The sequence below is a fragment of the Mesorhizobium sp. A623 genome (assembly GCF_054489405.1).
On sequence record NZ_JBTMXB010000001.1, the window covers coordinates 142,091 to 166,468 of the forward strand.

General features: G+C 63.0%; 22 protein-coding genes. 16 read left to right on the plus strand and 6 right to left on the minus strand.

The features are described 5' to 3' along the window. Window positions 1–57: 57 nt before the first annotated feature. The 3 genes from trpS (at window position 58) to ACX3P1_RS00740 (ending at window position 2,369) form a co-directional block, all read left to right on the plus strand. Window positions 58–1,134 (plus strand): tryptophan--tRNA ligase, encoded by a 1,077-nt coding sequence (gene trpS, locus ACX3P1_RS00730; protein ID WP_459077607.1) that lies wholly within the window; start codon window positions 58–60, stop codon window positions 1,132–1,134. Between the two features lie 78 nt (window positions 1,135–1,212). Beyond that, window positions 1,213–1,704 carry a universal stress protein gene (locus tag ACX3P1_RS00735; protein ID WP_459077608.1) on the plus strand — a complete coding sequence of 164 codons (492 nt, stop codon included), beginning with the start codon at window positions 1,213–1,215 and terminating at the stop codon, window positions 1,702–1,704. Window positions 1,705–1,799: 95 nt separating this feature from the next. Beyond that, window positions 1,800–2,369 (plus strand): NifU family protein, encoded by a 570-nt coding sequence (locus ACX3P1_RS00740; protein WP_459077609.1) that lies wholly within the window; start codon window positions 1,800–1,802, stop codon window positions 2,367–2,369. Between the two features lie 47 nt (window positions 2,370–2,416). Here the strand turns inward: ACX3P1_RS00740 and pdxR are convergent, their stop codons facing one another. After that, on the minus strand, window positions 2,417–3,928 hold the full coding sequence (gene pdxR, locus ACX3P1_RS00745; RefSeq protein WP_459077610.1) for a MocR-like pyridoxine biosynthesis transcription factor PdxR: 1,512 nt from the start codon (window positions 3,926–3,928) through the stop codon (window positions 2,417–2,419). Between the two features lie 156 nt (window positions 3,929–4,084). On the opposite strand from pdxR, the gene ACX3P1_RS00750 reads away from it, so the two are divergent. From ACX3P1_RS00750 to ACX3P1_RS00810, 13 genes are all read left to right on the plus strand, one after another. Then, entirely contained in the window at window positions 4,085–5,188 is a 1,104-nt protein-coding gene (locus ACX3P1_RS00750) for a mandelate racemase/muconate lactonizing enzyme family protein (protein WP_459077611.1), read from the plus strand. Between the two features lie 103 nt (window positions 5,189–5,291). Further along, complete coding sequence (locus ACX3P1_RS00755) at window positions 5,292–6,593, plus strand: NAD(P)/FAD-dependent oxidoreductase (protein ID WP_459077612.1); 1,302 nt, start codon at window positions 5,292–5,294, stop codon at window positions 6,591–6,593. A 198-nt stretch (window positions 6,594–6,791) separates the two neighbouring features. Beyond that, complete coding sequence (locus ACX3P1_RS00760) at window positions 6,792–7,877, plus strand: extracellular solute-binding protein (RefSeq protein WP_459077613.1); 1,086 nt, start codon at window positions 6,792–6,794, stop codon at window positions 7,875–7,877. Window positions 7,878–7,928: 51 nt separating this feature from the next. Further along, window positions 7,929–9,020, plus strand: a complete 1,092-nt coding sequence (locus ACX3P1_RS00765; RefSeq protein ID WP_459077614.1) for an ABC transporter ATP-binding protein — start codon at window positions 7,929–7,931, stop codon at window positions 9,018–9,020. A 3-nt stretch (window positions 9,021–9,023) separates the two neighbouring features. After that, window positions 9,024–9,890 (plus strand): ABC transporter permease, encoded by an 867-nt coding sequence (locus ACX3P1_RS00770; RefSeq protein ID WP_459077615.1) that lies wholly within the window; start codon window positions 9,024–9,026, stop codon window positions 9,888–9,890. A gap of 17 nt (window positions 9,891–9,907) precedes the next feature. After that, on the plus strand, window positions 9,908–10,774 hold the full coding sequence (locus ACX3P1_RS00775; protein WP_459077616.1) for an ABC transporter permease: 867 nt from the start codon (window positions 9,908–9,910) through the stop codon (window positions 10,772–10,774). Between the two features lie 142 nt (window positions 10,775–10,916). Continuing rightward, the gene (locus ACX3P1_RS00780) at window positions 10,917–11,963 is read left to right on the plus strand and encodes a M29 family metallopeptidase (protein WP_459077617.1); all 1,047 of its coding nucleotides are present in this window, start codon (window positions 10,917–10,919) and stop codon (window positions 11,961–11,963) included. A gap of 17 nt (window positions 11,964–11,980) precedes the next feature. Further along, window positions 11,981–13,291, plus strand: a complete 1,311-nt coding sequence (locus tag ACX3P1_RS00785) for an acyl-CoA dehydrogenase family protein (RefSeq protein ID WP_459077618.1) — start codon at window positions 11,981–11,983, stop codon at window positions 13,289–13,291. Between the two features lie 33 nt (window positions 13,292–13,324). Then, a complete protein-coding gene (locus ACX3P1_RS00790) occupies window positions 13,325–14,599 on the plus strand; it encodes an alpha/beta fold hydrolase (protein WP_459077619.1) in 1,275 nt (424 codons plus the stop codon). Continuing rightward, entirely contained in the window at window positions 14,596–15,282 is a 687-nt protein-coding gene (locus ACX3P1_RS00795) for a TetR/AcrR family transcriptional regulator (protein ID WP_459077620.1), read from the plus strand. Before ACX3P1_RS00790 ends, ACX3P1_RS00795 begins: the two co-directional genes overlap by 4 nt. Then, window positions 15,279–16,622, plus strand: a complete 1,344-nt coding sequence (locus tag ACX3P1_RS00800) for a glutamine synthetase family protein (protein ID WP_459077621.1) — start codon at window positions 15,279–15,281, stop codon at window positions 16,620–16,622. Before ACX3P1_RS00795 ends, ACX3P1_RS00800 begins: the two co-directional genes overlap by 4 nt. 5 nt (window positions 16,623–16,627) lie before the next feature. Next, complete coding sequence (locus ACX3P1_RS00805; protein WP_459077622.1) at window positions 16,628–17,839, plus strand: LysR substrate-binding domain-containing protein; 1,212 nt, start codon at window positions 16,628–16,630, stop codon at window positions 17,837–17,839. Between the two features lie 53 nt (window positions 17,840–17,892). Next, complete coding sequence (locus tag ACX3P1_RS00810; protein WP_459077623.1) at window positions 17,893–19,326, plus strand: APC family permease; 1,434 nt, start codon at window positions 17,893–17,895, stop codon at window positions 19,324–19,326. Window positions 19,327–19,383: 57 nt separating this feature from the next. On the opposite strand, the gene iolG is transcribed toward ACX3P1_RS00810, so the two are convergent. From iolG to iolD, 5 genes are all read right to left on the minus strand, one after another. Further along, window positions 19,384–20,379, minus strand: coding sequence for an inositol 2-dehydrogenase (iolG, locus tag ACX3P1_RS00815; RefSeq protein WP_459077909.1), 996 nt, complete (start codon window positions 20,377–20,379; stop codon window positions 19,384–19,386). A 78-nt stretch (window positions 20,380–20,457) separates the two neighbouring features. Continuing rightward, window positions 20,458–21,273 carry a 5-deoxy-glucuronate isomerase gene (iolB, locus tag ACX3P1_RS00820; protein ID WP_459077624.1) on the minus strand — a complete coding sequence of 272 codons (816 nt, stop codon included), beginning with the start codon at window positions 21,271–21,273 and terminating at the stop codon, window positions 20,458–20,460. A 15-nt stretch (window positions 21,274–21,288) separates the two neighbouring features. Next, complete coding sequence (locus tag ACX3P1_RS00825; RefSeq protein ID WP_459077625.1) at window positions 21,289–21,516, minus strand: DUF3329 domain-containing protein; 228 nt, start codon at window positions 21,514–21,516, stop codon at window positions 21,289–21,291. 30 nt (window positions 21,517–21,546) lie between these two features. Then, the gene (iolE, locus tag ACX3P1_RS00830) at window positions 21,547–22,461 is read right to left on the minus strand and encodes a myo-inosose-2 dehydratase (protein ID WP_459077626.1); all 915 of its coding nucleotides are present in this window, start codon (window positions 22,459–22,461) and stop codon (window positions 21,547–21,549) included. 47 nt (window positions 22,462–22,508) lie between these two features. Continuing rightward, window positions 22,509–24,359: a 3D-(3,5/4)-trihydroxycyclohexane-1,2-dione acylhydrolase (decyclizing) gene (iolD, locus tag ACX3P1_RS00835; protein ID WP_459077627.1), complete on the minus strand. Its 1,851-nt coding sequence runs from the start codon at window positions 24,357–24,359 to the stop codon at window positions 22,509–22,511. Between the last annotated feature and the right edge of the window lie 19 nt (window positions 24,360–24,378).

Below are 24,378 nucleotides of genomic sequence, written 5' to 3' on the forward strand. Positions count from 1 at the left end.
AGCCCACTCGAATTTCGCCGCGCGCGAAACGGCCCTCCACAAGCCACGAGGAAAGACATGACAGCCACCTCCCCCTTCAAGCCCCTCGTCTTTTCCGGCGTGCAGCCGACCGGCAATCTGCATCTCGGCAACTATCTCGGCGCACTGAAGAAGTTCGTCGCCCTGCAGGACACCAACGACTGCATCTATTGCGTCGTCGACCTCCATTCGCTGACGGCGCAGCTTGTTTATGAAGACCTCGCCGAACAGACGCGCGCCATTACGGCTGCTTTCCTCGCCTCCGGCATCGACCCCAAGAAGCACATCGTCTTCAACCAAAGCCGGGTGATGCAGCACGCCGAACTGGCGTGGATCTTCAACTGCGTCGCGCGCATCGGCTGGATGAACCGGATGACGCAGTTCAAGGATAAGGCCGGAAAGGACCGCGAAAACGCCTCGCTCGGCCTGCTTGCCTATCCGAGCCTGATGGCGGCCGACATTCTGGTTTATCGCGCCACCCATGTGCCGGTCGGCGACGACCAGAAGCAGCACCTGGAATTGACGCGCGACATCGCCCAGAAATTCAACAACGACTTTTCCGGCCGCATCGCCGATCTCGGCCTCGGCGTCGAGATGCAGATGGGCGAAGAGACGGTCAACGGCTATTTCCCGATCACCGAGCCGATCATCGGCGGCCCGGCGGCGCGTATCATGAGCCTGCGCGACGGCTCGAAGAAGATGTCGAAGTCGGATCCCTCCGACCTGTCGCGTATCAACCTCACCGACGATGCGGACACCATCTCCAAGAAGATTCGCAAGGCCAAGACCGATCCGGCGGCGCTGCCGGGCGAACTCGACGGTCTGGCCGGCCGGCCGGAAGCCGAAAACCTCGTCGGCATCTATGCCGGCCTGGCCGAACTGTCGAAAGAGGCCGTGCTGCAGGAATTCGGCGGCCAGCAGTTCTCGGCCTTCAAGGGTGCGCTGGCCGATCTGGCGGTGGAAAAGCTGGCTCCGATCGCCGGCGAGATGCGCCGCATTTCGGCCGATCGCGCTTACGTCGATGCGGTGTTGAAGGACGGCGGCGAACGCGCCGGCGCGCTGGCCGAGGCGACAATGAAGGACGTGCGCGATATTGTCGGCCTGTTGCAGGGCTGAAGCGGCCGACGGGGGACCGCTTGCCGCGGAACCCCGCCGGTGGCAGATTGCAGCCGCAGAACATCGACGAGGGTGATCATGGTCTCTAAACGACTCAGCCGGGAAGCCGGCCATCGCCGCAAATTCCTGGTCATCATCGACGATACGCCCGAATGCGAGCGGGCCGCCGCCTATGCCGCGCAGCGCATGAAAAGCACCAACGGCATATTGGTCCTGCTCTACGTGATCGAGCCGGACGATTTCCAGCATTGGCTGGGCGTCGAAAAGATCATGCGCGACGAGGCCAACGCCACCGCCCGCAACACGCTTGACGGCTATGCCGGCAAGATCAGGGAACGGTTCGGCATCGAGCCGGAAATGGTGGTGCGCGAAGGCAAGCCGGTGGAAGAGCTTCACAGGGTGATCGAGGAAGACCAGGACATCGCCATTCTCGTCCTGGCGGCCAGCGCCGGCAAGGAAGGCCCCGGCCCGCTGGTGGCAGCGGTGGTCGGAAAAGCCGCCGCGTTCCCGATTCCCGTCACCGTCGTGCCGCAAAGCCTGTCGGACGAGGAAATCGCGAGCCTGGCCTGAGCGGCGCTTGCACTTTTTCTTGAATGTTGCCGTCGGAAGGCCTAATTAGAATAATTCCAAACTATGCGCCCGACTTGGGCGGGCAGGAGACGACCATGTTCATCCAGACGGAATCGACACCCAACCCGGCAACGCTGAAATTCCTTCCCGGCAAGGAAGTCCTGCTGGAGGGCACCGCCGACTTCCGTGATGCAGCCAGCGCCAGCGAGGCCTCGCCGCTGGCCGGGCGCCTGTTCGACATCGACGGCGTCACCGGCGTCTTTTTCGGCTACGACTTCATCACCGTTACCAAGGACGGCCCCGACTGGCAGCATCTGAAGCCGGCCATCCTCGGCGCGATCATGGAGCACTTCATGTCCGGCGCTTCGGTCATGACCAATGCCGGGCCTGCCGCCGAGACCAGCGAAACCACCGAGTTCTATGACGCGGCGGATGAAGAACTGGTCGTCACCATCAAGGAACTGCTCGATACGCGGGTTCGCCCGGCGGTGGCCCAGGACGGCGGCGACATCACCTTCAGGGGCTTCCAGAACGGCACCGTGTTCCTGCACATGAAAGGCTCCTGCGCCGGTTGCCCGTCCTCGACGGCGACGCTGAAGCACGGCATCCAGAACCTGTTGCGCCATTTCGTGCCGGAGGTGCAGCAGGTCGAGCAGGTTTCGTAAGCCTTCCCGGCTTATGGAAGCTAATCTGGCTGGCGACGGGCGCTGATCTACGGGGCAGGGCGGGCGTGCATGAGCCCCTCCAGCACCTCGGCCAGCGTCGCCACCCCGGCGCGGATTTCTCGCGGCTCACAAGCACTGAAACCCAACGCCAGGCCCTGCATCGCAACCGGTTCGATGCAGAAGCGACGTAGCGGCGCGACAATGACCCCGCGTGCCGCAGCGGCTTCGGCCACCTGTTGCTCCTCCAGCCCTTCGGCCAGATAGCCCATGGTCTGAAAGCCGCTTTCGGTCCGCACGACGTCGAGCAGGCCGCCCAGGCGCGCATTTGCGGCCTCGATCAGCACCTCCTGGCGTTCGGAGTAGAGTTTTCGCATGCGCCGAATGTGCGAAGCGAAATGGCCCTCCTGGATGAAGTTGGCCACGACCGCCTGCTGGTTGGTCGGCGCGCCCTGCAGGGTTGCGCCGGCGATGCGCCCAAAAGCGTCGGCAAGTGCCGGCGGCGCGACCAGAAAGCCGAGACGCAGCGCCGGGAACAGCGATTTGCTGAAGGTGCCGACATAGATGACGCGGCCCGCACTGTCGACGCTCTTCAGGGTTGGCAGCGGCCTGCCGGAATAGAAGAACTCGCCATCATAATCGTCCTCTATAATCCAGGCGCCCGCGCTTTCAGCGGCGCGCAGCAGTTCGAGGCGGCGCTCCAGGCTCATGGTGACGCCGGTCGGGTGCTGGTGCGACGGCGTGACGAAGGCAAGGCGAAAATCGGGCGCGGCCTTGAGGCCGGCCACGACGTTGATGCCTTCGCCGTCGACGGGGACCGGTACGAGCCGCGCGCCGCAGGAAATGAGGCTGTTGCGAGCCCCGATCGCACCTGGGTTTTCAAACCAGACGGGATCGCCGGGATCGAGCAGGATATTGCCGATCCGGTTGAAGGCCTCCTGCGCGCCGTTGACGATGAATATTTCTTCGGGTTCGCAAACGACGCCGCGATTGGCGCGCAAATGTGCCGAAACGGCCATGCGCAGCGCCATCAGGCCGCTTGGCTCGGGATAGCCGAGCATCCAGCCGCGCGATTCGCGCCAGTAACGCGCCGTGAGCCGCGCCCATAGCGCTACCGGAAATGCATCGTAGGCCGGGGTCCCGGTGACGAAGGCGCGCGATTGCACCGGATGGGCAAGCCGGGTGAAATATTGCTCCGATGCGCCCTGGGTCAGCCTGGCCAGACGCGCCGGCCCTCTCTTGGCCTCGTCGTCCCGCGTGGTCTTTCCGACGATGGCGGGGCGGTGTGCGTTGAGGGCGTCGCTGACATAAGCGCCCGCGCCGACGCGCGAGACGATCAATCCTTCCGCCGTCAACTGGTCGAAGACCGTGACGGCCGTGGTGCGCGAAACGTCATGGTCACGCGCCAGTGTGCGGCTGGAGGGCAAGCGTTGTCCCGGCGCGAGCGCGCCCGAAAGGATCGCGTCCCGGATCGCGCCGGCAAGTTGTACGGAAATGGGAACGGAGGCGCTGCGGTCGATGTGGAGCGTCGGCAGCAACGCACCGCCCGAATATTTCACCATCGCCAGTGCTCCCCCTAAGCCCGATACGGGCGCTTGGCCCCATGGAATGGCTCCCCGCTTTAACCAAAATGGCCCTTAACCGCCAGCCAATTTGAATGGAACACTTCCGCGAAATGGCTGCGGCCGCTCACCCAAGAAAGGCCCGGGGGTCCCATCATGAAGATCCGACGTATCGAAAGCTTCTGCGACCGCCATAACGGCTTCGTACGAATAACCGACGAAACCGGCGCACAGGGGTGGGGCCAAGTATCGAACTATAATTCCGATATTACCGCCACGATCCTGCACAGGCAGGTCGCGCCGTGGGCGCTCGGCGTCGAAACCGACGATCTCGATGACATGCTGGACCGGATCGAGGAGCGTGAGCACAAGTTTCCCGGCAGCTATGTACGCCGGGCGATGGCGGGCATCGACACCGCGATCTGGGACCTGCGTGGCAAGGCAGCGGGAAAGCCCGTCGTCGAACTGCTGGGCGGCAAGCCGGGCAAGTTGCGCGCTTATGCTTCATCGATGAAACGCGACATCACGCCGGCCGATGAGGTCGAGCGCTTCAAGCGGTTGCGCGGCGAGCATGGGTTCGACGCCTTCAAATTTCGCGTGGGCGCTGAAGTGGGGCGCAATCAGGACGAATGGCCGGGCCGCACCGAAGCGATCATCCCGGCGATCCGCGCCGGACTGGGCGACGATGCAACGCTTCTGGCGGACGCCAACAGTTGCTTTACCCCACAACGTGCGATCGAGGTCGGGCGGATCCTGCAGGATCATGGCGTCGTCCACTACGAGGAGCCTTGCCCGTATTGGGAACTCGACCAGACCAGGCAGGTCGCCGAAGCCCTGGATATTGCCGTGACCGGCGGCGAGCAGGACTCGGATCTACGCATCTGGAAGCGCATGATCGAAATGCGGGCCGTGGACATCGTCCAGCCGGACGTCTGCTACATGGGCGGCGTGGCGCGCACGCTCCAGGTGGCGAAGATGGCTGCCGAGCATGGACTTGCGGTGACGCCGCACTGCGCCAATCTCTCCCTGGTAACGCTGTTCACCATGCATGTTCTGGCAGCGATCCCCAATGCCGGCGCCTATCTCGAGTTTTCGATTGAAGGGCCGGACTATTACCCGTGGCAGGAGGGGCTTTTCCGGACGTCGCCCTATACGGTCGCCGACGGGAAGGTGACGATCGGCGACGAACCCGGCTGGGGCGTCGAAATCGCTCCCGAATGGCTGGCGCGCTCGCGCTACGAGAATAGCGAGATTGCTTGAATTTCGCTATTCGGCGGTAATCTGGAATTGGCCGCGAGAGGGATTTGCTGCGCTCAAGAACTATTGCAAGATGATAGCAGTTCGCATCGGGGGATGATTATTGATGGTCGGGGCAGACGTTTTCACCAAGGATTTCAAGACGACACCTTACTGGTGGGAGCGCAGCCCGCGGCCCGATCCCGCTAGCCGGCAATTGCCGTCGAGCGTCGACGTTGCTGTCATCGGCTCGGGCTACACCGGCCTCCACGCTGCCTTGCAGACCGCCCGTGGCGGCCGTTCGACGCTTGTGCTGGAGGCGAAGGACGTTGGCTTCGGATGCAGCACGCGCAACGGCGGCCAGATCAGCACCAGCATCAAGCCCGACCTCGCCCTTCTGACCCGCAGGCATGGGGTCGAGCAGGCCCGTGCCATCCTGAACGATGGTCGCGAGGCGCTGAGGTGGATCGGCGCGTTCGTCGCGGAGGAGGGCATCGACTGTGATTTCGATGTCGTCGGCCGCTTTCACGCCGCCCACAACGAACCGGCCTTCCGCCGCCTCGTCGCCGCGCTCGGCAGCGAGCCCAGGGGGTTCGAGACCGGCGGGCAGGTCATATCGAGGTCCGAGCAGCGTGCCGAACTCGGCACCGACGCCTACCATGGCGGCGTCGTCTTTCCGCGCCATGCCTCGCTCGATCCTGGGCGCTACCATCACGGCCTGCTGCAGCGCGTCCTGGCGGCTGGCGCGACGGTGGTCGACCACTGTGGCGTGACGAAGATCGAGCGGTCGGGTTCTGGTTTCAGGCTGACGACTCCGCAAGGCGTTGTGACGGCGCGCGACGTGGTCGTCGCCACCAACGGCTATACCGGCGCGGTCACGCCATGGCAGAGGCGGCGCGTGATCCCGATCGGCAGCTATATCATTGCCACCGAACCGATCGATCCGCAGGTGATGGACCGGCTGTTCCCGACGAACCGGATCGTCTCCGACATGCGCAAGGTGGTCTACTACTACCGTGTCTCTCCCGACCGGCGACGCATCCTGTTCGGTGGCCGCGTCAGCCAGGGAGAGACCAACCCCGTTGTCAGCGGCCCGCTATTGCGGGCGGAACTGGTGCATCTGTTTCCTGAACTGGCGTCCGTTCGCATCAGCCATTCCTGGATGGGGCTGGTCGCCTATACGTTCGACACAATGGCCCATACCGGCCAGCACGAGGGCATGCATTACGCCATGGGCTATTGCGGCTCGGGTGTGTCTATGGCCAGCTATCTGGGGATGCGAACCGGCCAGAGGGTTCTCGGCCGCGAGGAGGCAAAGACCGGGTTCGACGGCGCACGGTTCGAGACCCGCCCGTTCTATAACGGCAATCCATGGTTCCTCGCCGCGTCGGTGTCTTACTATCGCTGGCGCGATAGCCGCGATGTTTGAGGAAAGGTGAGCGTCGCCGAATACGAAAGTGGCCCTGAACGCCTTGCAAAATGGACCTGTCGCACAATGCCAATGCGTTCTTAGATCGGATGCCCGTTGCTCGCTGACTTCGTCTTGCGAGCGTCGGGAACGTGTCGCAGACGCACCTGCGGGAACAAATTCAAAAGCCGGATAAGCCGGCGCGGAGGAGGATGTAAGATGAAGCTTTCCCAGTTGAAATACCTCGCCACCAGCGCAATCGCCCTGGCGCTCATGGCCGGGCCGGCGCATTCGGAGGCATCGACGCTCAGGCTGCTGACCTGGGGCAACTACGCGCCCGACAAGGTCATTGAAATGTTCGAGGCAAAATATCCCGACATCAAGGTCGAGGTGACCTTCTCGAACAACGAGGAAATGGTCGCCAAGCTGCGCGCGACCGGCGGCGCGGGCTTCGATTTGGCGCAGCCGAGCCATGATCGCATCTTCTCCGCCCAGAAGGAATTCAACATCTACAAGCCGCTCGATCTTTCCAAGATCAACACGGATGCGATGGACCCGAAGTTGCTGGAAGGCGTCAAGGCCAACACGACGATCGACGGCGAAGTCTACGCCGTGCCGATGGAATGGGGCACGTCCGGCCTGATGGTCGACAAGACCAAGGCTCCGAACATCAAGAATTGGGCCGATCTCTGCGACCCGCAATATAAGGGCCGGACCTCAATGCGCCTGCGCCGCACCATCTTGCTCGGCATGGCGTTTTCCATGGGCAAGGATCCGTTCGCGGCCTATGGCGATCTCGGCGAATATCAAAAGCTCCTCGACGAGGTGACCGAGAAGCTTATCGCCTGCAAGGACAATATCAAAACCTATTGGAAAGCCGGCGACGACCTTTCGGCCTTGATGCTGTCGGGCGAAGTGATCGCTTCGGAGACGTGGGATTCCACCGCCTACAAGCTCTACGGCCAGAACCCGAACATCGTGTTCGTGCCGCCGGCGACCGGCGCGTTGGCATGGATCGACACCTTCGCGATGCCGCGCAAGGGCGAGGCGGACGATGCCGCCTACAAGTGGATCAATTTCGTCATGCAGCCCGAGATCGTTCCGTTGATGTCGGCTCAAAGCGGCGCCATCGTTGCCGTCAAGGATGGCATCTCGATGATGCCGGAAGACAAGCGGGCGGCGGTTGAGGCGGCCTTCAAGCCCGAAGACATTGCCAACCTGAAATTCTTCGCCAACATTCCTGCCGGACTGGAAGACCTCGAAGGCAAGGCTCTGGAAAAAATCCAGGCCGCATCGTCAAACTGATCAAAAAGCGGCGGCAGGCGCAGGCCCACCGCCGCTTTGACCGGAGTTTTCATGTTCGATTTGCAATGCCTGGACGTGACCAAGAATTTCGGCAAGCTGACGGCGGTATCCGGCGTTTCGCTGGATGTGCCCGCCGGATCGTTCTTTTCAATCCTCGGACCGTCGGGCTGCGGCAAGACCACCCTGATGCGCATGATCGCCGGTTTCGAAAACCCTTCGGCCGGCGACATAAGGATCAAGGGAAAATCGGTGCTGGACAGCCCGCCCAACAAGCGCAACGTGAAGATGGTTTTCCAGCATCTGGCGTTGTTTCCAATGATGAATGTGGGCGAGAACATTGCTTACGGCCTGCGTTGCCGGGGCGCTGGAAAGGCCGAGATCGAGGAGAAGGTGCGCGAGGTGCTTGGCCGCATCGGCCTTCCCGATGTTGCCCACAAACAGGTCAACCAGCTTTCCGGCGGGCAGCGGCAGCGCATCGCCATTGCCCGCTGCATGGTTTTGCAGCCGGACGTTCTGCTGCTCGACGAGCCACTCGGCGCATTGGACCTCAAATTACGCGAGCGCATGAAGATCGAACTGAAGCTGTTGCAGCAGCAGTTCAACACGACATTCCTCTACATCACCCACGACCAGTCGGAAGCGCTGGTCATGTCCGACAATGTCGCGGTCATGAATGCAGGCCGGTTCGAGCAGATCGGCACGCCGCGCGAACTCTACCATAGGCCGAGCAGCGGCTTTGTTGCCGGGTTCGTCGGCGACAGCAACCGCTGGCAGGGCAAGGTCGTGTCGGCGGGAAACGACACCTGTCAGGTCGAGATCGAAGGCGAGGGCATGCTGGTCGCCACGACGGGTAGTTCGTTTGCGAAGGGCGACAGGGTGGAAGTGTTCGTGCGGCCGGAAGCGATCGCGGTGGTTAAGGAAAAACCATCCGAGATGTACAATCGTCTTGCCGGAACCGTCGATAGCTTGCTGTTCAACGGGGCCAACAGCCGGATCCTGGTGCGCACCCGGTCCGGCGCGCTGATGGAGGTCGACGGCCAGGATATGAACGGCGAACTGGCCTTGAAGGTGGGGGACGCGGTGTCGCTCGGCTTTGCCAATGCGCGTACGCTTTGCTTTGCGCCGACGAGCCAGGGTGTCTGATCCATGACCGCCGTCGAAGCGCGCCGTCTTTCCTTCATTCTTCTCTTGATGCCGTTCCTGTTGTGGATCGGCGTCCTCATCGTGCTGCCCCAACTGGGCATTCTTGGAATTTCGCTGCGCGAGAAGGTCGGTCCGGGAGAGTATGTCGCCGGTCTGGCCAATTACCGGGACTTCCTCGGTGAGCCGATCTATTGGCGCACCCTGCTTCGCACCGCCGTCATGTCGATCCTGGTCACCGTGCTGGCCTTGCTGGTGGGTTTCCCAGTCGCTTACTACATCGCCAAGGTGGCGCAGCGGCGTTCACGCGCCGCACTCTTCCTGCTGTGTCTCGTGCCGCTATGGGTGAGCGACCTCGTGCGGGCCTTCGGCTGGATCATATTGCTGCGTGAAACCGGTGTCGTATCGAAAATCCTGCAGGCGACCGGGCTGGTCTCCGGGCCGGTCGAGTTTCTCTACAATGATGCAACGGTGGTCGTCGGCCTGGTCTACACTGTCGTTCTGTTCATGATCGTGCCGCTTGTCTCCACCCTCGACGGCATGGACGACAGCCTGATCGAGGCCGGCCTCAATCTCGGCGGCAGCCGCCTGACCGTCTTCCGCCGTATCGTCTTGCCATACGCCATGCCGGGCATCGTCGCGGGCTGCATCATCGTCTTCATGCTGACGGCCGGAAGCTATCTGACGCCGGTGCTGCTGGGCGGAAAAAACAGCATGTGGTTTACCGAGCAGATCTACAACCAGTTCATCACCCGCTACAATTGGGAGGCCGGCGCGACGTTCGGCGTCGTGTTGCTGGCGTTCACCTCCGCGGTCGTCTGGCTTGGCTTGCGCCTTACCGGACAGAACCTCGCTTCCACGGTGGCAAAGTGATGGCGCGGACCAAGGCAATGAACATCGCCGCACCGCAAGCGCCGCTTCCGAGCTTTCTCTACAGCGCCTATATGGCGGTGTTCTTCATCTATCTGGCCGCGCCGCTGGTGACGGCCGGCCTGTTTGCATTCAACGATTCGCTCTTCCCGTCGCTGCCGTGGCAGGGATGGACGCTGGGCTGGTTTTTCAACGATGCGGACCCGAAGCTCGGCCTGTTTCATGACCGGCGGCTGCTTGAGAGCCTGGCGACTTCATTCAAGATCGGCCTCATCGTATCGACGCTGACGGTGTTGGTTGGCACCTGCAACGCGTTCCTGTTCGAGCGCCATGAGTTTCCCGGCAAATCGGTACTCTACATATTGATGATCGTGCCGCTCGTCATACCGGGTGTCATTGTCGGCATATCCATTCTTGTCGCCGCCAGTATGCTGGCTAACGGTGTGGAGGATACGCTGGGCTACGACTGGTCGTTTCTGCGGCCGGGCGTTCCGTTGATCGTCGTCGGTCAGTTTTCGTTCCTTACCACCATCACGTCGCTGGTCATCGCGGCGCGGTTGCGCAAGTTCGATATCGCGCAGGAAGAGGCGGCGTATAATCTGGGTGCCAGCCGCTACCGGGTCCTGCGCACGATCACCCTGCCATTTCTGATGCCGGCACTGGTGTCAGCCTTTATCGTCGCCTTCCTGGTTTCCTTCGAAAACTTCAACACGACGCTGATGCTTGTCGGATCGGAAGCACCGCTGACCATCACCATGTATGATCGCATGGCCAAGGTAGGATCGACGCCGGTCCTCAACGCAGTGTCCTTCGTGCTGATGTTCGGTTCAGGCATCCTGGCCCTGTTGAGCGTCGTGGTGCAGCGTGATCGGTCGGCCTCGTCCTGATCGTTGGCCTCTTTGCGAATCGCTGGGATTAACGGACTGCATTGAGATCGATTTCTCACGTCACAATGCCTGTTGACGCGCTGGCAAAGCTGAAATAGCTTTACTCATCAGTAAAGTAATTTTGAGCTAGCCGGGAGGGGTGATGCTGCAGGAGCGGATAGAGGGAAAATGGCTCGCCTGCTTTCGGCGCGTGTTCGCCCTCAACGGCATAGGCAAGGGCACGCGGGTAGCGATTGTCGCTGAGAGCCAGTCGCGTCCCGTTCTGGTCCAACTCTCGGACCTCGCCTGTCACGACCTTGGCGCCGACTATTGCACCATCACCATGCCGACGCCCCGCCAGACCGCGCCGGTGCCGGTCAAGTCGACGGGAGCGTCGCTCGCCATCCAGGGCAACCGTGCCGCCATCGAGGCGATGAAGCAGTGCGAATGCATCGTCGACTGCACGGTCGAAGGCATGATCCATGCCGCCGAATGGCCCGAGATCGAGGAGGCGGGCGCAAGGATACTCGTCGTCTGCAACGAGCATCCTGAAATCCTCGAGCGCTGCGAACCGCGCGCCGAGCTTGGGCCCAAGGTGGCGCTTGGCATTCAGATGCTGCGCGAAGCCGGCGAAATGCGCGTGACGTCTGCGGCGGGAACCGATCTCACGATCGACCTCAAGGGTGCGCCCTGCGGCGGCACCCCCGGCTTCGCCACCACGCCGGGCGCAGTGGCGCATTGGCCCGGCGGCCTGTGCCTGGCTTTCCCCGGTCCGGGTACGGTGAGCGGGCGCATCGTCATGGACGTCGGCGACATGAACCTCACCTTCAAGTCCTATCTTTCGGGCCGCATCGACTTCACGGTCGAGAACGATTTCGTTACCGCTATTAAGGGCGACGGCCTCGATGCGCAATTGTTCCGCGACTACATGGAAGCCTGGGACGATCCGCTCGCCTATGGCATGTCGCATGTCGGCTGGGGCATGAACCCGCAGGCGCGCTGGGTATCGGGCGCGCTCTACGACAAGCGCGACATGCAGGCCGTCGAATTTCGCGCCTGGGCCGGCAATTTCCTCTGGTCGACCGGGGCAAATCAATATGCCGGGCGCTTCACGCAAGGCCATTTCGACCTGCCAATGCGCAATTGCACCATAGCCCTCGATGGAAGGGTCGTCGTGAAAGACGGCCGCCTCCAGGGCGAACTTGCCTGACACGACGAGGACAGTTGATGAGCGAACCCGCAGACTATTACGACCTCTCGCGCATCCGTCCGGAAGTTCTGGCGGTGCTTGAGCGCATCAACGAACTGGGCCGCGAGCGCTTTGCGCCAAGAGCCAAGGCGGTCGACGACGATGCGTCCTTTCCGGTCGAGAACTACAGGGATCTTGCCGCGGAAGGGCTGCTGACCCTGACGGTGCCGCAGGAATTCGGCGGCCATGGCTTCAGCCTCGGCGAATATGCGATGGCCGGCGCGGAAATCGGCAAATATTGCGGCGCGACCGCTCTCACCTTCAACATGCACAACTCGTCGATGATGTGGTCGCGCTTCATGTACGAACTGCCGAGCCTGACCGACGCGGAGCGCGCGGCATTCGCACCGCTGCGCGAGCGTCAGTTCCGCCGCGCGGTGAAGGAGCAGGGCATCTATTCGCAGCCGATCTCCGAAGCCGGCCAGAACTGGACTTCGAAACCGGCACAGACCTGGTGCAGGAAGGTCGATGGCGGCTGGCGCATCAACGGTTTTAAGAAATTCGCGTCGCTGGCTGGCTATTGCGACTACTATTCCATCGTATGCACCGAGCATTTCGAGGGCGTCGAGCCGCGCCACGAAGACACGATGATTTTCATCGTCCACAAGGACACGCCCGGCCTGACCGTCACCGGAAGCTGGGATCCGCTGGGCATGCGCGGCACCAACAGCCGCGACCTCGTGCTCAAGGACGTTTTCGTGACGGAAGAAGACCTGATGATGCCGCGCGGCATCTTCATCAAGACATTGCCGAACTGGCCGCACATGATGGCGACATTGTCGCCGACCTATATGGGCGTGGCGCAGGGCGCGTTCGATTTCACCGTCGCCTATCTGCGCGGCGAGGTGGCGGGCCAGTCGGCTGCCGACCGCCGCATGTTCGCAACCAAGCGCATCACCGTCGGCAAGATGTACGCCAAACTGGCCAGCATGCGCGCGCTGTGGTGGCAGGCTTTCATGGAAGCGCAGGGGTTCCCGACCAAGGCGCAGGTGCTGCGCATCTATGCGGCGCAATACAACGTCATGGACGGTGTCCAGGAAATTGCCGCGCTGGCGATCCGGACCTGCGGCGGCCAGTCGATGCTGAAGTCCCTGCCGCTCGAGCGCATGTACCGCGACAGCCGCTGCGGCGCGCTGATGCTGCCCTACACCGCGGAAATCATGGAGGACTATCTCTCGGTGCTGACGCTCTACGACCTCGAAGAACTGGACGGCGCGCCCGGAGACGAGGGCGGCGCCCGTTCGTCGCTTTGGCGCGGGGCTTCATCGGCATCGGCGGGCGTTCGCTAGGCGATGGCGACGGAACTGGTTCGGGTCACAGGCATGGCGGCCGCCGAACCAGGGGCGGTCTGGGCGATCGCGCGCGATTTTGGCGGTGCCTGGCACCCCTTCATCGAGCGGATCGAAACGCGCCGGGACAAAAGAGGAGCCGAGGTCCGGCGGTTCAAGGCCAGGGGCGACGACACCCTCTATGAAGAGCAGAAAACCTATTTTTCGGACAGTGACCGCACGCTTGCCTACCAACATCTCGCAGGCATCGAAGGCATCGACGGATATTGTGCGCAATTGAGCGTAAGCGGGCGCGAGGACGGCGGCAGCGCGATCGAGTGGACGGCGCTGATCGAAGCGCCGGCGCACCGCGCCAAGGATGCAGCACTTGGCACCGAAACGGTTTTCGAGGCGGGGATAGCGGCATTGGGGTCGCTCGCCGATACGGGCGCGGCCAAGCCGATCAGGCCACCTCGACATGGATCGTCGCCCCGTTCGATCTCGTTGGAAACGATTTCCGTCGCCGGCCAGCCCCGGCTTGAGATTACAGCCTCGCATGGAGCGGGAGAGCCACTCGTGCTCTTTCTGCACGGCATTGGCGGCGAGCGCAGCAATTGGGTTCCCCAACTCCAGGCCGTCGGCGCTCATTGGCGCGCGGCAGCGCTGGATCTGCGCGGTTATGGCGGCAGCCAATTAGGTTCCGCGCCGACGACGATTGACGCCTATTGCGACGACATCCTCCGGGTTGCATCGGCCCTCGGTGCGGAAAAGCTGATCCTGGTCGGCCTCTCCTATGGCTCGTGGATCGCCACGTCCTTTGCCATGCGCAATCCGGACCGGCTGTCCGGATTGGTCCTGTCGGGCGGTTGCACCGGCATGTCGGAAGCGGGCGTAACTGAGCGGGAGGCCTTCCGCCAGTCCCGCGAAGCGCCGCTGGCCGCTGGCAAGGTGCCGGCGGATTTCGCACCGGCCGTGGTCGAAGTTCTCGCCGGACCCAATGCCGGCGAGGCCGTGCGCACAACATTGCTGGCCTCGATGACCGCCATTCCGGTGGCCACGTACCGCGACGCGCTCCACTGTTTCACGCATCCGCCAGAGCGCTTCGACTTTTCGAGGTTGACCATGCCGGTTCTGATGATGACGGGCGAACACGACAGGCTTGCGCCGCCAGCCGAGATTCGCGGCGTTGCCCGGCGCATTCTCCAAGAAGCAGCGCTTGCCTCCATTCGCTTCGAGGTCATTCCCGACGCCGGCCATGTCTGCAATGTGGAACAGCCGGAAGCCTATAATACCATCCTCCTGGAATGGCTTCGGGGGATTGCGCCATGAGCGCCCTTCCAAAGCGTGAGTTGAACCGTATGCTTCGCCGGCAAAGCATCGTCGATGCGGCAATGCGCGAGTTTTCGGACAAGGGTTTTTCGGGCGCGTCGATGGACGTGATCGCCGCCGCCGCCGGGCTGACGAAGCCGACCCTCTACCAGTATTTTCCGTCCAAGGAAGAACTGTTCAACGCCATGATGACGGAAGAACGCAACGAGATGCTCGATGTGTTCCAGCGCCCGGCCGAGACTGCGAGCATGGTCGGCGAATTGCACGCCTTCGCCTGGCGCTACGCCGACATCGTCATGCGGCCGGATATGCTGTCGCTTGCGCGCCTGATCATTTCGGAGGCGCAGCGGTTTCCGGATATCGGCCGTGCCTATCAGGCATCAGGCCCCGATCACGTCCTTCGCGGCATGGTCGACTATCTGACGCGGCAACGCGCGCTGAACCGGCTAAGCTTCGACGACGCCGAACTGGCGGCCGAAGATCTCTGGGGCCTCATCTTGTCGGCGCCGCGCAACAAGGCGCTGCATGTGCCTGACTATGTTCCGGACCGCCGCGACCTGGAGCGCTATGTCCGCAACGGCTTGACGGTTTTCCTGCGCGCCTATTCCCTTCACCCCGACGAGGACGTGGCCGAACTCGCCAGTCTCAAGACGCCACCCTTTTTCCTGACGGAGCAACCATGACGCTTGCCGACTATATCGCGGACACAACGAGCCGGTTCGCGACGGTGGCCATGACCGACACCAACGGCCTGCTGCGTGGGCAGATGGTGTCGGTCGCCTTGCTTGCCGGCATCGCCAAGAACGGCATGGGCATGTCGCCGGTGACCTTCGCGCTCGACCCGACGGACGTCGTGCTGACGGCGCCGGGCATAACCGACGAGACGGCCGATTTCCACGACGATCCGCTGATGCTCGACCACACCACGCTTCGCCGGCTTCCCTGGTCGAAGCCGGGCTACGACCTGCTGGTGCTGGGCAACTATTCCGGCCCCACAGCTGAACTATGCCCGCGCTCCATTCTGCGCAGCGTCATCGACCGCGCGGCGACGGCCGGCTTCACGCCGCGCTACGGGCTGGAACTCGAATATACGCTTTTCAACGAAACGCCCGAGAGCGCTAGGGCCAAGGGCTACCGGAACCTCGTTACGGCGACGCTGCATAAGAGCCACGACCTTGTACTCTACCAGGCGCAGCAGACGGAATGGTACGAAGCGGTTGGAGCGATGTGTGAATCGCTGCGGATCGACATCGCCAAGATGCACGAAGAGATCGGCGGCGGCTTTCTGGAAGCCTGCATCGCGGCCGGAACGGGGCTTGAGCCGGCCGACCAGCTTGTCCTTCTCAAGAATTTCCTGCGCGCTCTCGCCCAGCGCCAAGGCAAATGCGTCACCTTCATGCCGCGCTGGAACGAGGACGCGGATTCGCAGTCGATCCACGTACACACCAGTCTCACCGGCAAGGACGGGCAAGCCGTGCTGCACGACCCGTCGCAACGCAACGGCGTTTCGGAGACCTTCCGGCATTATATCGGTGGACTGCAGCGCTATATCGGCGATCTGACCCTTTTGTTCCAGCCGACTGTCAATTCCTATCGCCGTTTCGCTCCGGGCACCTTCGCACCGCCCGGCCTGACCTGGGGGTTCGAAAACCGGACCACCTGTTTCCGCGTTGTCGGCCATGACGCCGGTTCGCTGCGGGTGGAAAACCGCCTGCCGGGCGCCGATACAAATCCCTATCTCACGGTTGCCGCCACGGTTGCGGCGGGTGTCGCCGGCATTCTGGAAAAGATCGAGCCGCTGCCGGAGGTGATCGGCAACGGCTATGTTCAAAGCCCCGGCGGACCGGATTTCGCCCGCTCCATGCCCGAGGCGATCGAGCGCCTGCGCAGTTCGACCTTCGCCAAGGACTGGCTGGGGCCGCGCTTCGTCGAAACCTTCGCAGCCTCGCGCCAGAGCCAGTTCGACGAGTTCTGCAAGAAAGTGCCGGACGTCGAACTCCAGCGCTTCTTCGATCTGGACTGATGGCCATGAACCCCGACCTTCGCCAGCAATTCGTGGAGGGCATGAGCCGGGTTGCAGCCGCCGTAACCGTCGTGACCACGGACGGAGATGCCGGAAGGTTCGGTGTCACCGTCTCGTCGATGACCTCCGTTTCCGCCGATACGAGCCGGCCGTCGCTGCTCATCAGCGTTCACCACCTGAGCCCGGCCTGCGAGGCCATCAAGAAGAACCGCCGTTTCTGCGCCAACGTCCTGACCGGTGCACAAAGCGATGTCTCCGATCTTTTCTCGGGACGTCTCAAGCATGTGACGGCGGATCGCTTCGGCGCGGTCGACTGGCGCAGCGGCGCCACCGGCGCTCCGATCCTTGCCGATGCGCTGGTGTCCTTCGATTGCGAGTTGAAAACAGCCCTGCTTTGGGGAACGCATTTCATTTTCATCGGCGAAGTCGAGCAGATCGACATTTCGGAGCAGCGATCCCCTCTGGTCTATGCCAATCGCGGCTATCGTCGCGCCGTCCCCATCGGGACCGACCAGTACCAGCCGCAGCCCGCCGAACAACAGTTGCGCATCGGTTTCTTCATGACGCTCGGGCCGCAGTTCGTTCCCGGTCTTGTCGCCGACTTCTCCGTTCAGCAGCCGCAGACGGAGATCAGTCTCCTGGAGGCCGACCATGACGACCTCATCGAGCAGTTGAGGGCGGGCCGCATCGATGCGGCGCTCACGCATGCATTCACGAGCGAGCCGGACCTCGCCTTCGAGCGCATCAGCCCGCCCGCACCCCATGTGATCCTGAGCGCGGATCATCCCTTGGCGGAAAGGGAGAAGCTGACACTCGCTGAAATATCCGACCTGCCCATGGTCCTGCTGGATCTTCCATCGGTAAGGGCGGCGACCGTCGCCTTGTTCGAGCGCAATGGCCAAAAACCGGTTTTCCGCTTTCAGTCGCCGTCCTTCGCCATGGTGCGCGGGCTGGTTGCCCAGGGTCTCGGCTACTCGATCGTGCCGCAGGGATTGCACAGCAACACCGGGCCTGACGGAAAACGGTTTCGCACCGTGCCCTTGCAGGCCAAATTCCCGGAGGCGGCGATTGTTTCGGTCGTGCGCCGGGCCGGCGAGCAGAACGGCTCGACGCGGCAATTCCTGGCCAGGTGCCGGGAACGCGTCGGGGCAGGGCCTTCGCAACAGGAAAAGCGCGGCGATCGCGTGCATCACGCGTCGAACGGAACTAAGCGATAGCACCGGTGCTGGCGGGACCGACGCCGGGCGGCAACAAGGGGAGGAAGACTGAAATGAGCAGCATTGAGGTCAATCGACTTCGAAAGAATTCACTCGGACTGATCGCCGTCACCTTCATGGTGATCTCGGCCGCGGCCCCGCTGACCGGCATCGCCGGCGCCGTGCCGATCGCCTTCCTGCTTGGCAACGGCACCGGCTTCCCGGCGACGTTCCTGCTTGTTACCCTGTTGATGCTGGCCTTCTCGGTCGGTTACGTGGCCATGTCGCGCCACATCTCGAATGCGGGCGCATTCTATGCCTATGCGGCGCGGGGTCTTGGCGGTCATGCCGCCGGAGCCTGCGCCATCGTCGCGCTTGTCGCCTACAACGCGATGCAATTTGGCCTGATCGGCCTGTTCGGCGGCATCAGCTCGGGTGTTTTCGCCAGCATGGGCATCGTGCTGCCCTGGTGGGCCTGGAGTTTCCTTGCCATCGCCCTTGTCGCCCTTCTGGGATACCGGCAGGTCGACCTTTCGGCAAAGGTACTGGTCGCGCTTGTCGCCCTCGAATATCTGGTCGTGTTGCTGGTCGATTTCGGGATCCTCGGCCAGGGCGGCGCGCATGGGCTTTCGTTCAACTTCTTCGACACGAGCGCCATGTTCTCCGGCTCGTTTACCGTTGCCGTTCTGTTTTGCCTGGGTTCCTTCATCGGCTTCGAGGCCACGACGATCTACGCCGAGGAAGCGCGCGATCCCGAAAAGACCATCGCACGCGCGACCTATCTGTCGGTCGTGCTGATCGGCACTTTCTATGTTTTCACGACCTGGCTGATGGTCGTCGGGGTCGGTGCGGAAAACCTGCAATCGACGCTCGGTGCTTCGGAGGACCCGACGACGTTCTTCTTCGATCTCGCTGGCCAATATGTCGGCGGCCCGGTGCCGACGATTGCCGCGCTGCTGCTGGTGACCAGCCTGTTTGCCGCCTTGAGTTCCTTCCACAACTACATAGCGCGCTACAGCTATGTAGCCGGGAGGGAGGGCCTGCTGCCGGCCGCGTTCGGCCGGACGCACGACACCCATCAAAGCCCGCATATCGGCTCGATCGTACAGTCGGTGGGCGCGCTGATCGTGCTCGCCATCTTCGCCGGCCTTGGCCTCGACCCGGTGCTCAACATGTTCACCTGGATCGCGCAGATCGGAACCCTGGGCGTGCTGGCGATGATGACCGTGTGTTCCATTGCGGTCATCGCCTTCTTCAAGAAAAACCCGACCAGTCGTTCCCCTTTGGTCACGCTGGTCCTGCCGGCCCTGTCGGCAATCGTGATGGCCGTGTTGTTCGTCTACATCTTCGTGAATTTTGGCGACCTGACCCAGACCGCCGGCGGCTCACTCGGCATCGTTTTGCCATCGCTGATACCGCTGGCCGCGATTGTGGGCGTTCTGCTGGCGGCAAGGCTCAAGGCAAGCGATCCGGCAGCGTTCGCCCGCATGGGCGAAAACCGCCCATGAGGCGTTAGTGGAGCATCGGACCGAAAGCCGGCTTCCGGTCCGATGCTCCAGCGCTATTCAGGCGTCCAAGCGGATGGTCTTGCCTGACGTGGCCGACGCCAGTGCTGCATCCGCCAGCCGGAGCGCGGCAAGCCCGTCCGCACCGCTCGGGCTGGCCTTGCCGCCCTTGGCCAGAACGTCGATGAAGGCGGCGATTTCGTTGGCGTAGGCTTGCGTATAGCGGGTCATGAAGAAGTCATGCAGCGGCGGGCGAGTATAACCCTTTTCATTAGCGAGTTCGATTGACACCGGCCGCTGGTTTTCCGCCGCGACCATGCCCTTGGAGCCATGCACTTCGATGCGCTGGTCGTAGCCATAGGTGGCGCGGCGCGAGTTGGAAATGATGCATTGCTTGCCGGAGGCGGTCTCCAGGATGACGCTGGCCGAGTCGAAATCGCCGGCCTCGCCGATTGCCTTGTCCACCAGCACCGATGCGTGGGCGCTGACCGCGACCGGTTCCTCGCCCAGCAGGAAACGCGCCATGTCGAAATCGTGGATGGTCATGTCGCGGAAGATGCCGCCGGAGCGCTTGATGTAATCGACCGGCGGCGCACCGGGATCGCGCGACGTAATCGTCACCATCTCCACCGCGCCGATGGCGCCGTCGTCGATGGCCTTGCGCACCGCCATGAAATGCGGATCGAAGCGGCGGTTGAATCCGACCATCAGCACCGCCTTGGTCTTTTCCACGACGGCAAGGCATTCCTGGACGCGCTTGGTGTCGAGGTCGATCGGCTTTTCGCAGAAAATCGCCTTGCCGGCCTTGGCGAAGCGCTCGATCAGGTCGGCATGGGTATCGGTCGGCGTGCAGATGACGACCGCATCGATATCCGCCGCCGCTTCGATGGCGTCGATGGTTCGCACTTCCGCGCCATAGGCGGTGGCAAGATCTTTCGCCGCCTTGTCCATGGCGTCGGCTACCGCAACCAGCCTGGCTTGCGGGTTCGCGCCAATGGCGCGCGCGTGAACCTTGCCGATACGGCCAGCGCCCAGAAGACCAAACCTGTACATTATTTCCTCCACAGCAATTACAAGGAGAAGCAGCCAATGCTGCTCCGGTCCAGGATTCGATCTACCCGAGAAAGCGCCGGGTCAGGCCTTCATCAGCCATTCGTGCTCGGGCGCATTGTAGAACTTCCACGTCCGCTTCGGCCCGGCCATGACGTTCAAATAATAAAGGTCGTATCCGTGGCAGGCCGCGCAGGGGTGATAGCCCTCCGGCACCAGCACCACGTCGCCGTCCTCGATCGCCATCGCCTCGTCCAGCGACCGCACGCCGTGCTCATCGGCATCCGTATAGACGCGCTGGAAGGCAAAACCCTGCGGCGGGTTGATCCGGTGGTAATAGGTTTCTTCCAGGGCCGATTCCGCCGGCAGGTTGTCGCGGTCGTGCTTGTGCGGCGGATAGCTCGACGTGTGGCCGCCCGGCGTGATCACCTCGACCACCAGCAGCGAATCCGCCGGATCGCCTTCCGGCAAAATGTTGGTGACGTAGCGCGTATTGGTGGTCTTGCCGCGGGTTTCCTGGCCGAGGCCGTCCGGCGCGATGACCCGCACGGGCAGGCCACCGCCAAGGCCCGGCGCCGAGCAGACGGCCAGTTCCAGTTCCGTCTCCGCCGTCACCGACCAGTCGCACCCTTGCGGGACATAGACCGACCACGGCTTGCCCTCGAAGGGCGACATGCGTTCGCCGAGCAGGCCGAGCGGTTTTCCGCCTGCTTCCACGGTGCCCTTGCCGGTGATGAAAACGAGGCAGACCTCGCTGTCGCCGGTTTCTCCCGCCGCCGCCTCGCCGGGCCGCAGGCGATGCAGGCCGAAGCCGACATAGGTCCAGCCGGCGCTCTGCGGTGTCACATGGACAAGGCGGCCATAGCCATTTTTTTTCGGGCGAATGTGCAGTTTCGGCATGCCTTGGTCCTTGGCCTATTCCTTGGTGTCCGGTTCGACCGTCGGCGCGGTCTCGTCGACGGGCTTGTAGATGTAGAAGAACTGCCACACGCCGTAAGCACCAAAGGCCAGCGCGATCATGCTCCATGTCGGCGAGCCGCCGAGATATTCCAGCCCTGCCCAGATGAAGCAGACCGCAACGATGGCGATGCGCCGCCAGAGTGGCCGGAAGAACGGGTGCTCGTGGTCTTTGATCGTTGCCATTACATCGTTTCCGCTATCGCCTCGCCAGGGTCAGGAGCCAAAACCCTGCGTTTCGACCGTATACCCTGCGGCGGTCATTACCCGCATCAGTTCCTTGTAGCCGACTTGCGCCATCTTGAGCGGCGGATTCTTCTTCGGGTCCTGTTCGGCCTCGACCACGAACCAGCCTTCATAGCCATGGCCCGCGAGCTTCTTGACGATTGCGCCGAAATCCAGCGAGCCGTCGCCCGGCACGGTAAACGTGCCCAGCGCTACCGCATCGAGGAAGGACTGTTTCGACCAGTCCAGTCCCGCGATCACGTCCATGCGCACGTCCTTAACATGGACATGGCTGATGCGGGCATGGTGCCTGTCGATGGCGCGCAGCACGTCGCCGCCGGCAAAGGCCAGATGGCCGGCGTCGAGCAGCAGCGGAATACCCTCGCCGGAATGGTTCATGAAGGCATCCAGTTCATGCTCGAATTGCACCACCGCCGCCATGTGATGATGATAGGCGAGTGGCATGCCCTGGCCGGCGCACCATTCACCGAATTCGGTCAGCTTGCGGGCATAGGCCTTCATTTCATCGTCGCCAAGCACGGCCTTGGTGGCGAGCGGCTTCGACCGGTCGCCCTGGATGGACCGACCAACCTCGCCATAGACGATGCAGGGCGCGCCGACCGCCTTGAACAGGTCGATCATCGGTTGGATGCGGTCCTTGTTGGCCGCCATCTCCTCATTCGCCAGCGTGCCGGAGAACCAGCCGCCGCACAGGGTGACATCCGCCTTCTTCAGGATCGGCAGCATGATGGCGGGATCGCTGGGAAAGCGGCGGCCCATCTCCATGCCGGTAAAGCCGGCGGAGCGCGATTGCGCCAGGCACTCTTCCAGCGACACGTCGTCGCTCAGTTCCACGAGATCGTCGTTCCACCACGCGATGGGGGACATGCCCAGTCTGGCTTTCAAGCTCTTGCTCCGGTTCCTGGCGTTTGTCTGTCTGCGTTGGGCGTCGGTCAATCGCCGATATTCTGCGCCTGCCGCTTCTGCTCATAGGCCTTGCGCGCCGCGTTCACCTCGCCGCGCGCGCTGACTTCCGGCACGGCGACATCCCACCAGGTGCCGCCGGCTTCGGTCGATGCCAGCGGATCGGTATCGATCACCACGACGGTGGTGCGGGTGTTGGCTTTCGCGCTCGCAAGGGCTGCTTCCAGGTCGGCGATGGAGGACACTTTCTGAGCGATCGCGCCGAGGCTTGAAGCATGCGCGGCAAAGTCGATGTCGGGCAGCGTCTCGTGGCGCGCATCCTTCAGGAGATTGTTGAAGTTGGCGCCGCCGGTCGCCATTTGCAGCCGGTTGATGCAGCCGAAGCCGCGGTTGTCGAGCAGCACGATGGTCAATTTGAGGCCCAGCATGACCGAGGTCGCGATCTCGGAATTCAGCATGAGGTAGGAGCCGTCGCCGATCATGACGACGACCTCCCTGTCCGGCTTCGCCATCTTGGCCCCGAGCGCGCCGGCAATCTCGTAGCCCATGGTCGAGAAGCCGTATTCCGCATGGTAGGATCCCGGTGCGCCCGCCTGCCAGAGCTTATGCAGTTCGCCCGGCAGTCCGCCGGCCGCGTGCAGCACGGTCGCACCCGAACCCATGACGCGCTGCACAGCACCGATGACCTGCGCATCGGACGGGAACGGGGCGTTGGTGGGCGCGGTCACCTTGGCTGCTGCTGCTTGCCATTCGGCCTTGCCTCGCTTCGCCGTCTCGGTCCATGCAGCCGGCGCCTGCCAGCGACCGAGTGCCGCGCCAAGCTCCACCAAGCCCTCGCGCGCGTCGGCTACCAGCGGCAGCGCGCGGTGCTTGCCGGCGTCGAAAGGCTGGACGTTCAGGCCGATGATAGTCTTGCCGGAATTCCGGAACAGCGCCCAGGAGCCGGTGGTAAAATCCTGCAGGCGCGTGCCGATGGCCAGCACGACGTCCGCCTCTTCGGCCAGAAGGTTGGCGGCAGAAGTGCCGGTGACGCCGACCGCCGCCATGTTGAGGGCATGCTCGTCCGGCAAAGCGGACTTGCCGCCCTGTGTCTCGCAGACGGGAATACCGGTCGCATTCGAGAATTCTTGAAGCCCGTCGCACGCCTGCGAATAGAGGACACCGCCGCCGGCGATGATGAGCGGCTTTTTTGCTCCTCTTAGCGCAGCGACCGCTTCGGCCATCTCACGCCGGTCCGGGCGCGGCCGGCGCGGGGTCCACAGCCGCTTAGCAAAGAAACTTTCGGGGTAATCAAAAGCTTCGGCCTGTACGTCCTGGCACAGCGCCAGCGTCACCGGGCCGCATTCGGCCGGGTCGGTCAGAACCTGCATGGCGCGGTTGAGCGCCGGGATGATCTGTTCGGGCCGGGTGATGCGGTCGAAATAGCGCGAGACCGGTCGGAAGCAGTCGTTGACCGATAGCGTTCCGTCGCCGAAATTTTCCGCCTGCTGCAGGACCGGATCAGGGATACGGCTGGCGAAGACGTCGCCCGGCAGCAGAAGCAGCGGTAGCCGGTTGACATGGGCAACGCCCGCCGCCGTCACCATGTTGAGCGCGCCGGGTCCGATGGAACTGGTGGCGGCCATGAAGCGGCGGCGGAAATGGGTCTTGGCATAGGCAATTGCGGCATGCGCCATCGCCTGCTCGTTATGGGCGCGGAACGTCGGCAATTCGTCGCGAACGCCATAGAGCGCCTCGCCAATTCCGGCGACATTGCCATGCCCGAAGATCGCCCAGACCCCGCCAAATATCGGCACGGTGTCTCCGTCGATCTCCGTCATCTGACGGGTGAGAAAGCGGGTCAACGCCTGCGCCATAGTCAGGCGGATCGTGTTTGCCATCTTTTTACTCCGCGTTCTC

What these genes read in the sequence shown, in the direction of transcription:
- trpS (WP_459077607.1), top strand. Translation starts at nt 58, where the DNA reads ATGACAGCCACCTCCCCCTTCAAGCCCCTCGTCTTTTCCGGCGTGCAG.
- ACX3P1_RS00735 (WP_459077608.1), top strand. Translation starts at nt 1,213, where the DNA reads ATGGTCTCTAAACGACTCAGCCGGGAAGCCGGCCATCGCCGCAAATTC.
- ACX3P1_RS00740 (WP_459077609.1), top strand. Translation starts at nt 1,800, where the DNA reads ATGTTCATCCAGACGGAATCGACACCCAACCCGGCAACGCTGAAATTC.
- pdxR (WP_459077610.1), bottom strand. Translation starts at nt 3,928, where the DNA reads ATGGTGAAATATTCGGGCGGTGCGTTGCTGCCGACGCTCCACATCGAC.
- ACX3P1_RS00750 (WP_459077611.1), top strand. Translation starts at nt 4,085, where the DNA reads ATGAAGATCCGACGTATCGAAAGCTTCTGCGACCGCCATAACGGCTTC.
- ACX3P1_RS00755 (WP_459077612.1), top strand. Translation starts at nt 5,292, where the DNA reads ATGGTCGGGGCAGACGTTTTCACCAAGGATTTCAAGACGACACCTTAC.
- ACX3P1_RS00760 (WP_459077613.1), top strand. Translation starts at nt 6,792, where the DNA reads ATGAAGCTTTCCCAGTTGAAATACCTCGCCACCAGCGCAATCGCCCTG.
- ACX3P1_RS00765 (WP_459077614.1), top strand. Translation starts at nt 7,929, where the DNA reads ATGTTCGATTTGCAATGCCTGGACGTGACCAAGAATTTCGGCAAGCTG.
- ACX3P1_RS00770 (WP_459077615.1), top strand. Translation starts at nt 9,024, where the DNA reads ATGACCGCCGTCGAAGCGCGCCGTCTTTCCTTCATTCTTCTCTTGATG.
- ACX3P1_RS00775 (WP_459077616.1), top strand. Translation starts at nt 9,908, where the DNA reads ATGAACATCGCCGCACCGCAAGCGCCGCTTCCGAGCTTTCTCTACAGC.
- ACX3P1_RS00780 (WP_459077617.1), top strand. Translation starts at nt 10,917, where the DNA reads ATGCTGCAGGAGCGGATAGAGGGAAAATGGCTCGCCTGCTTTCGGCGC.
- ACX3P1_RS00785 (WP_459077618.1), top strand. Translation starts at nt 11,981, where the DNA reads ATGAGCGAACCCGCAGACTATTACGACCTCTCGCGCATCCGTCCGGAA.
- ACX3P1_RS00790 (WP_459077619.1), top strand. Translation starts at nt 13,325, where the DNA reads ATGGCGGCCGCCGAACCAGGGGCGGTCTGGGCGATCGCGCGCGATTTT.
- ACX3P1_RS00795 (WP_459077620.1), top strand. Translation starts at nt 14,596, where the DNA reads ATGAGCGCCCTTCCAAAGCGTGAGTTGAACCGTATGCTTCGCCGGCAA.
- ACX3P1_RS00800 (WP_459077621.1), top strand. Translation starts at nt 15,279, where the DNA reads ATGACGCTTGCCGACTATATCGCGGACACAACGAGCCGGTTCGCGACG.
- ACX3P1_RS00805 (WP_459077622.1), top strand. Translation starts at nt 16,628, where the DNA reads ATGAACCCCGACCTTCGCCAGCAATTCGTGGAGGGCATGAGCCGGGTT.
- ACX3P1_RS00810 (WP_459077623.1), top strand. Translation starts at nt 17,893, where the DNA reads ATGAGCAGCATTGAGGTCAATCGACTTCGAAAGAATTCACTCGGACTG.
- iolB (WP_459077624.1), bottom strand. Translation starts at nt 21,273, where the DNA reads ATGCCGAAACTGCACATTCGCCCGAAAAAAAATGGCTATGGCCGCCTT.
- ACX3P1_RS00825 (WP_459077625.1), bottom strand. Translation starts at nt 21,516, where the DNA reads ATGGCAACGATCAAAGACCACGAGCACCCGTTCTTCCGGCCACTCTGG.
- iolD (WP_459077627.1), bottom strand. Translation starts at nt 24,359, where the DNA reads ATGGCAAACACGATCCGCCTGACTATGGCGCAGGCGTTGACCCGCTTT.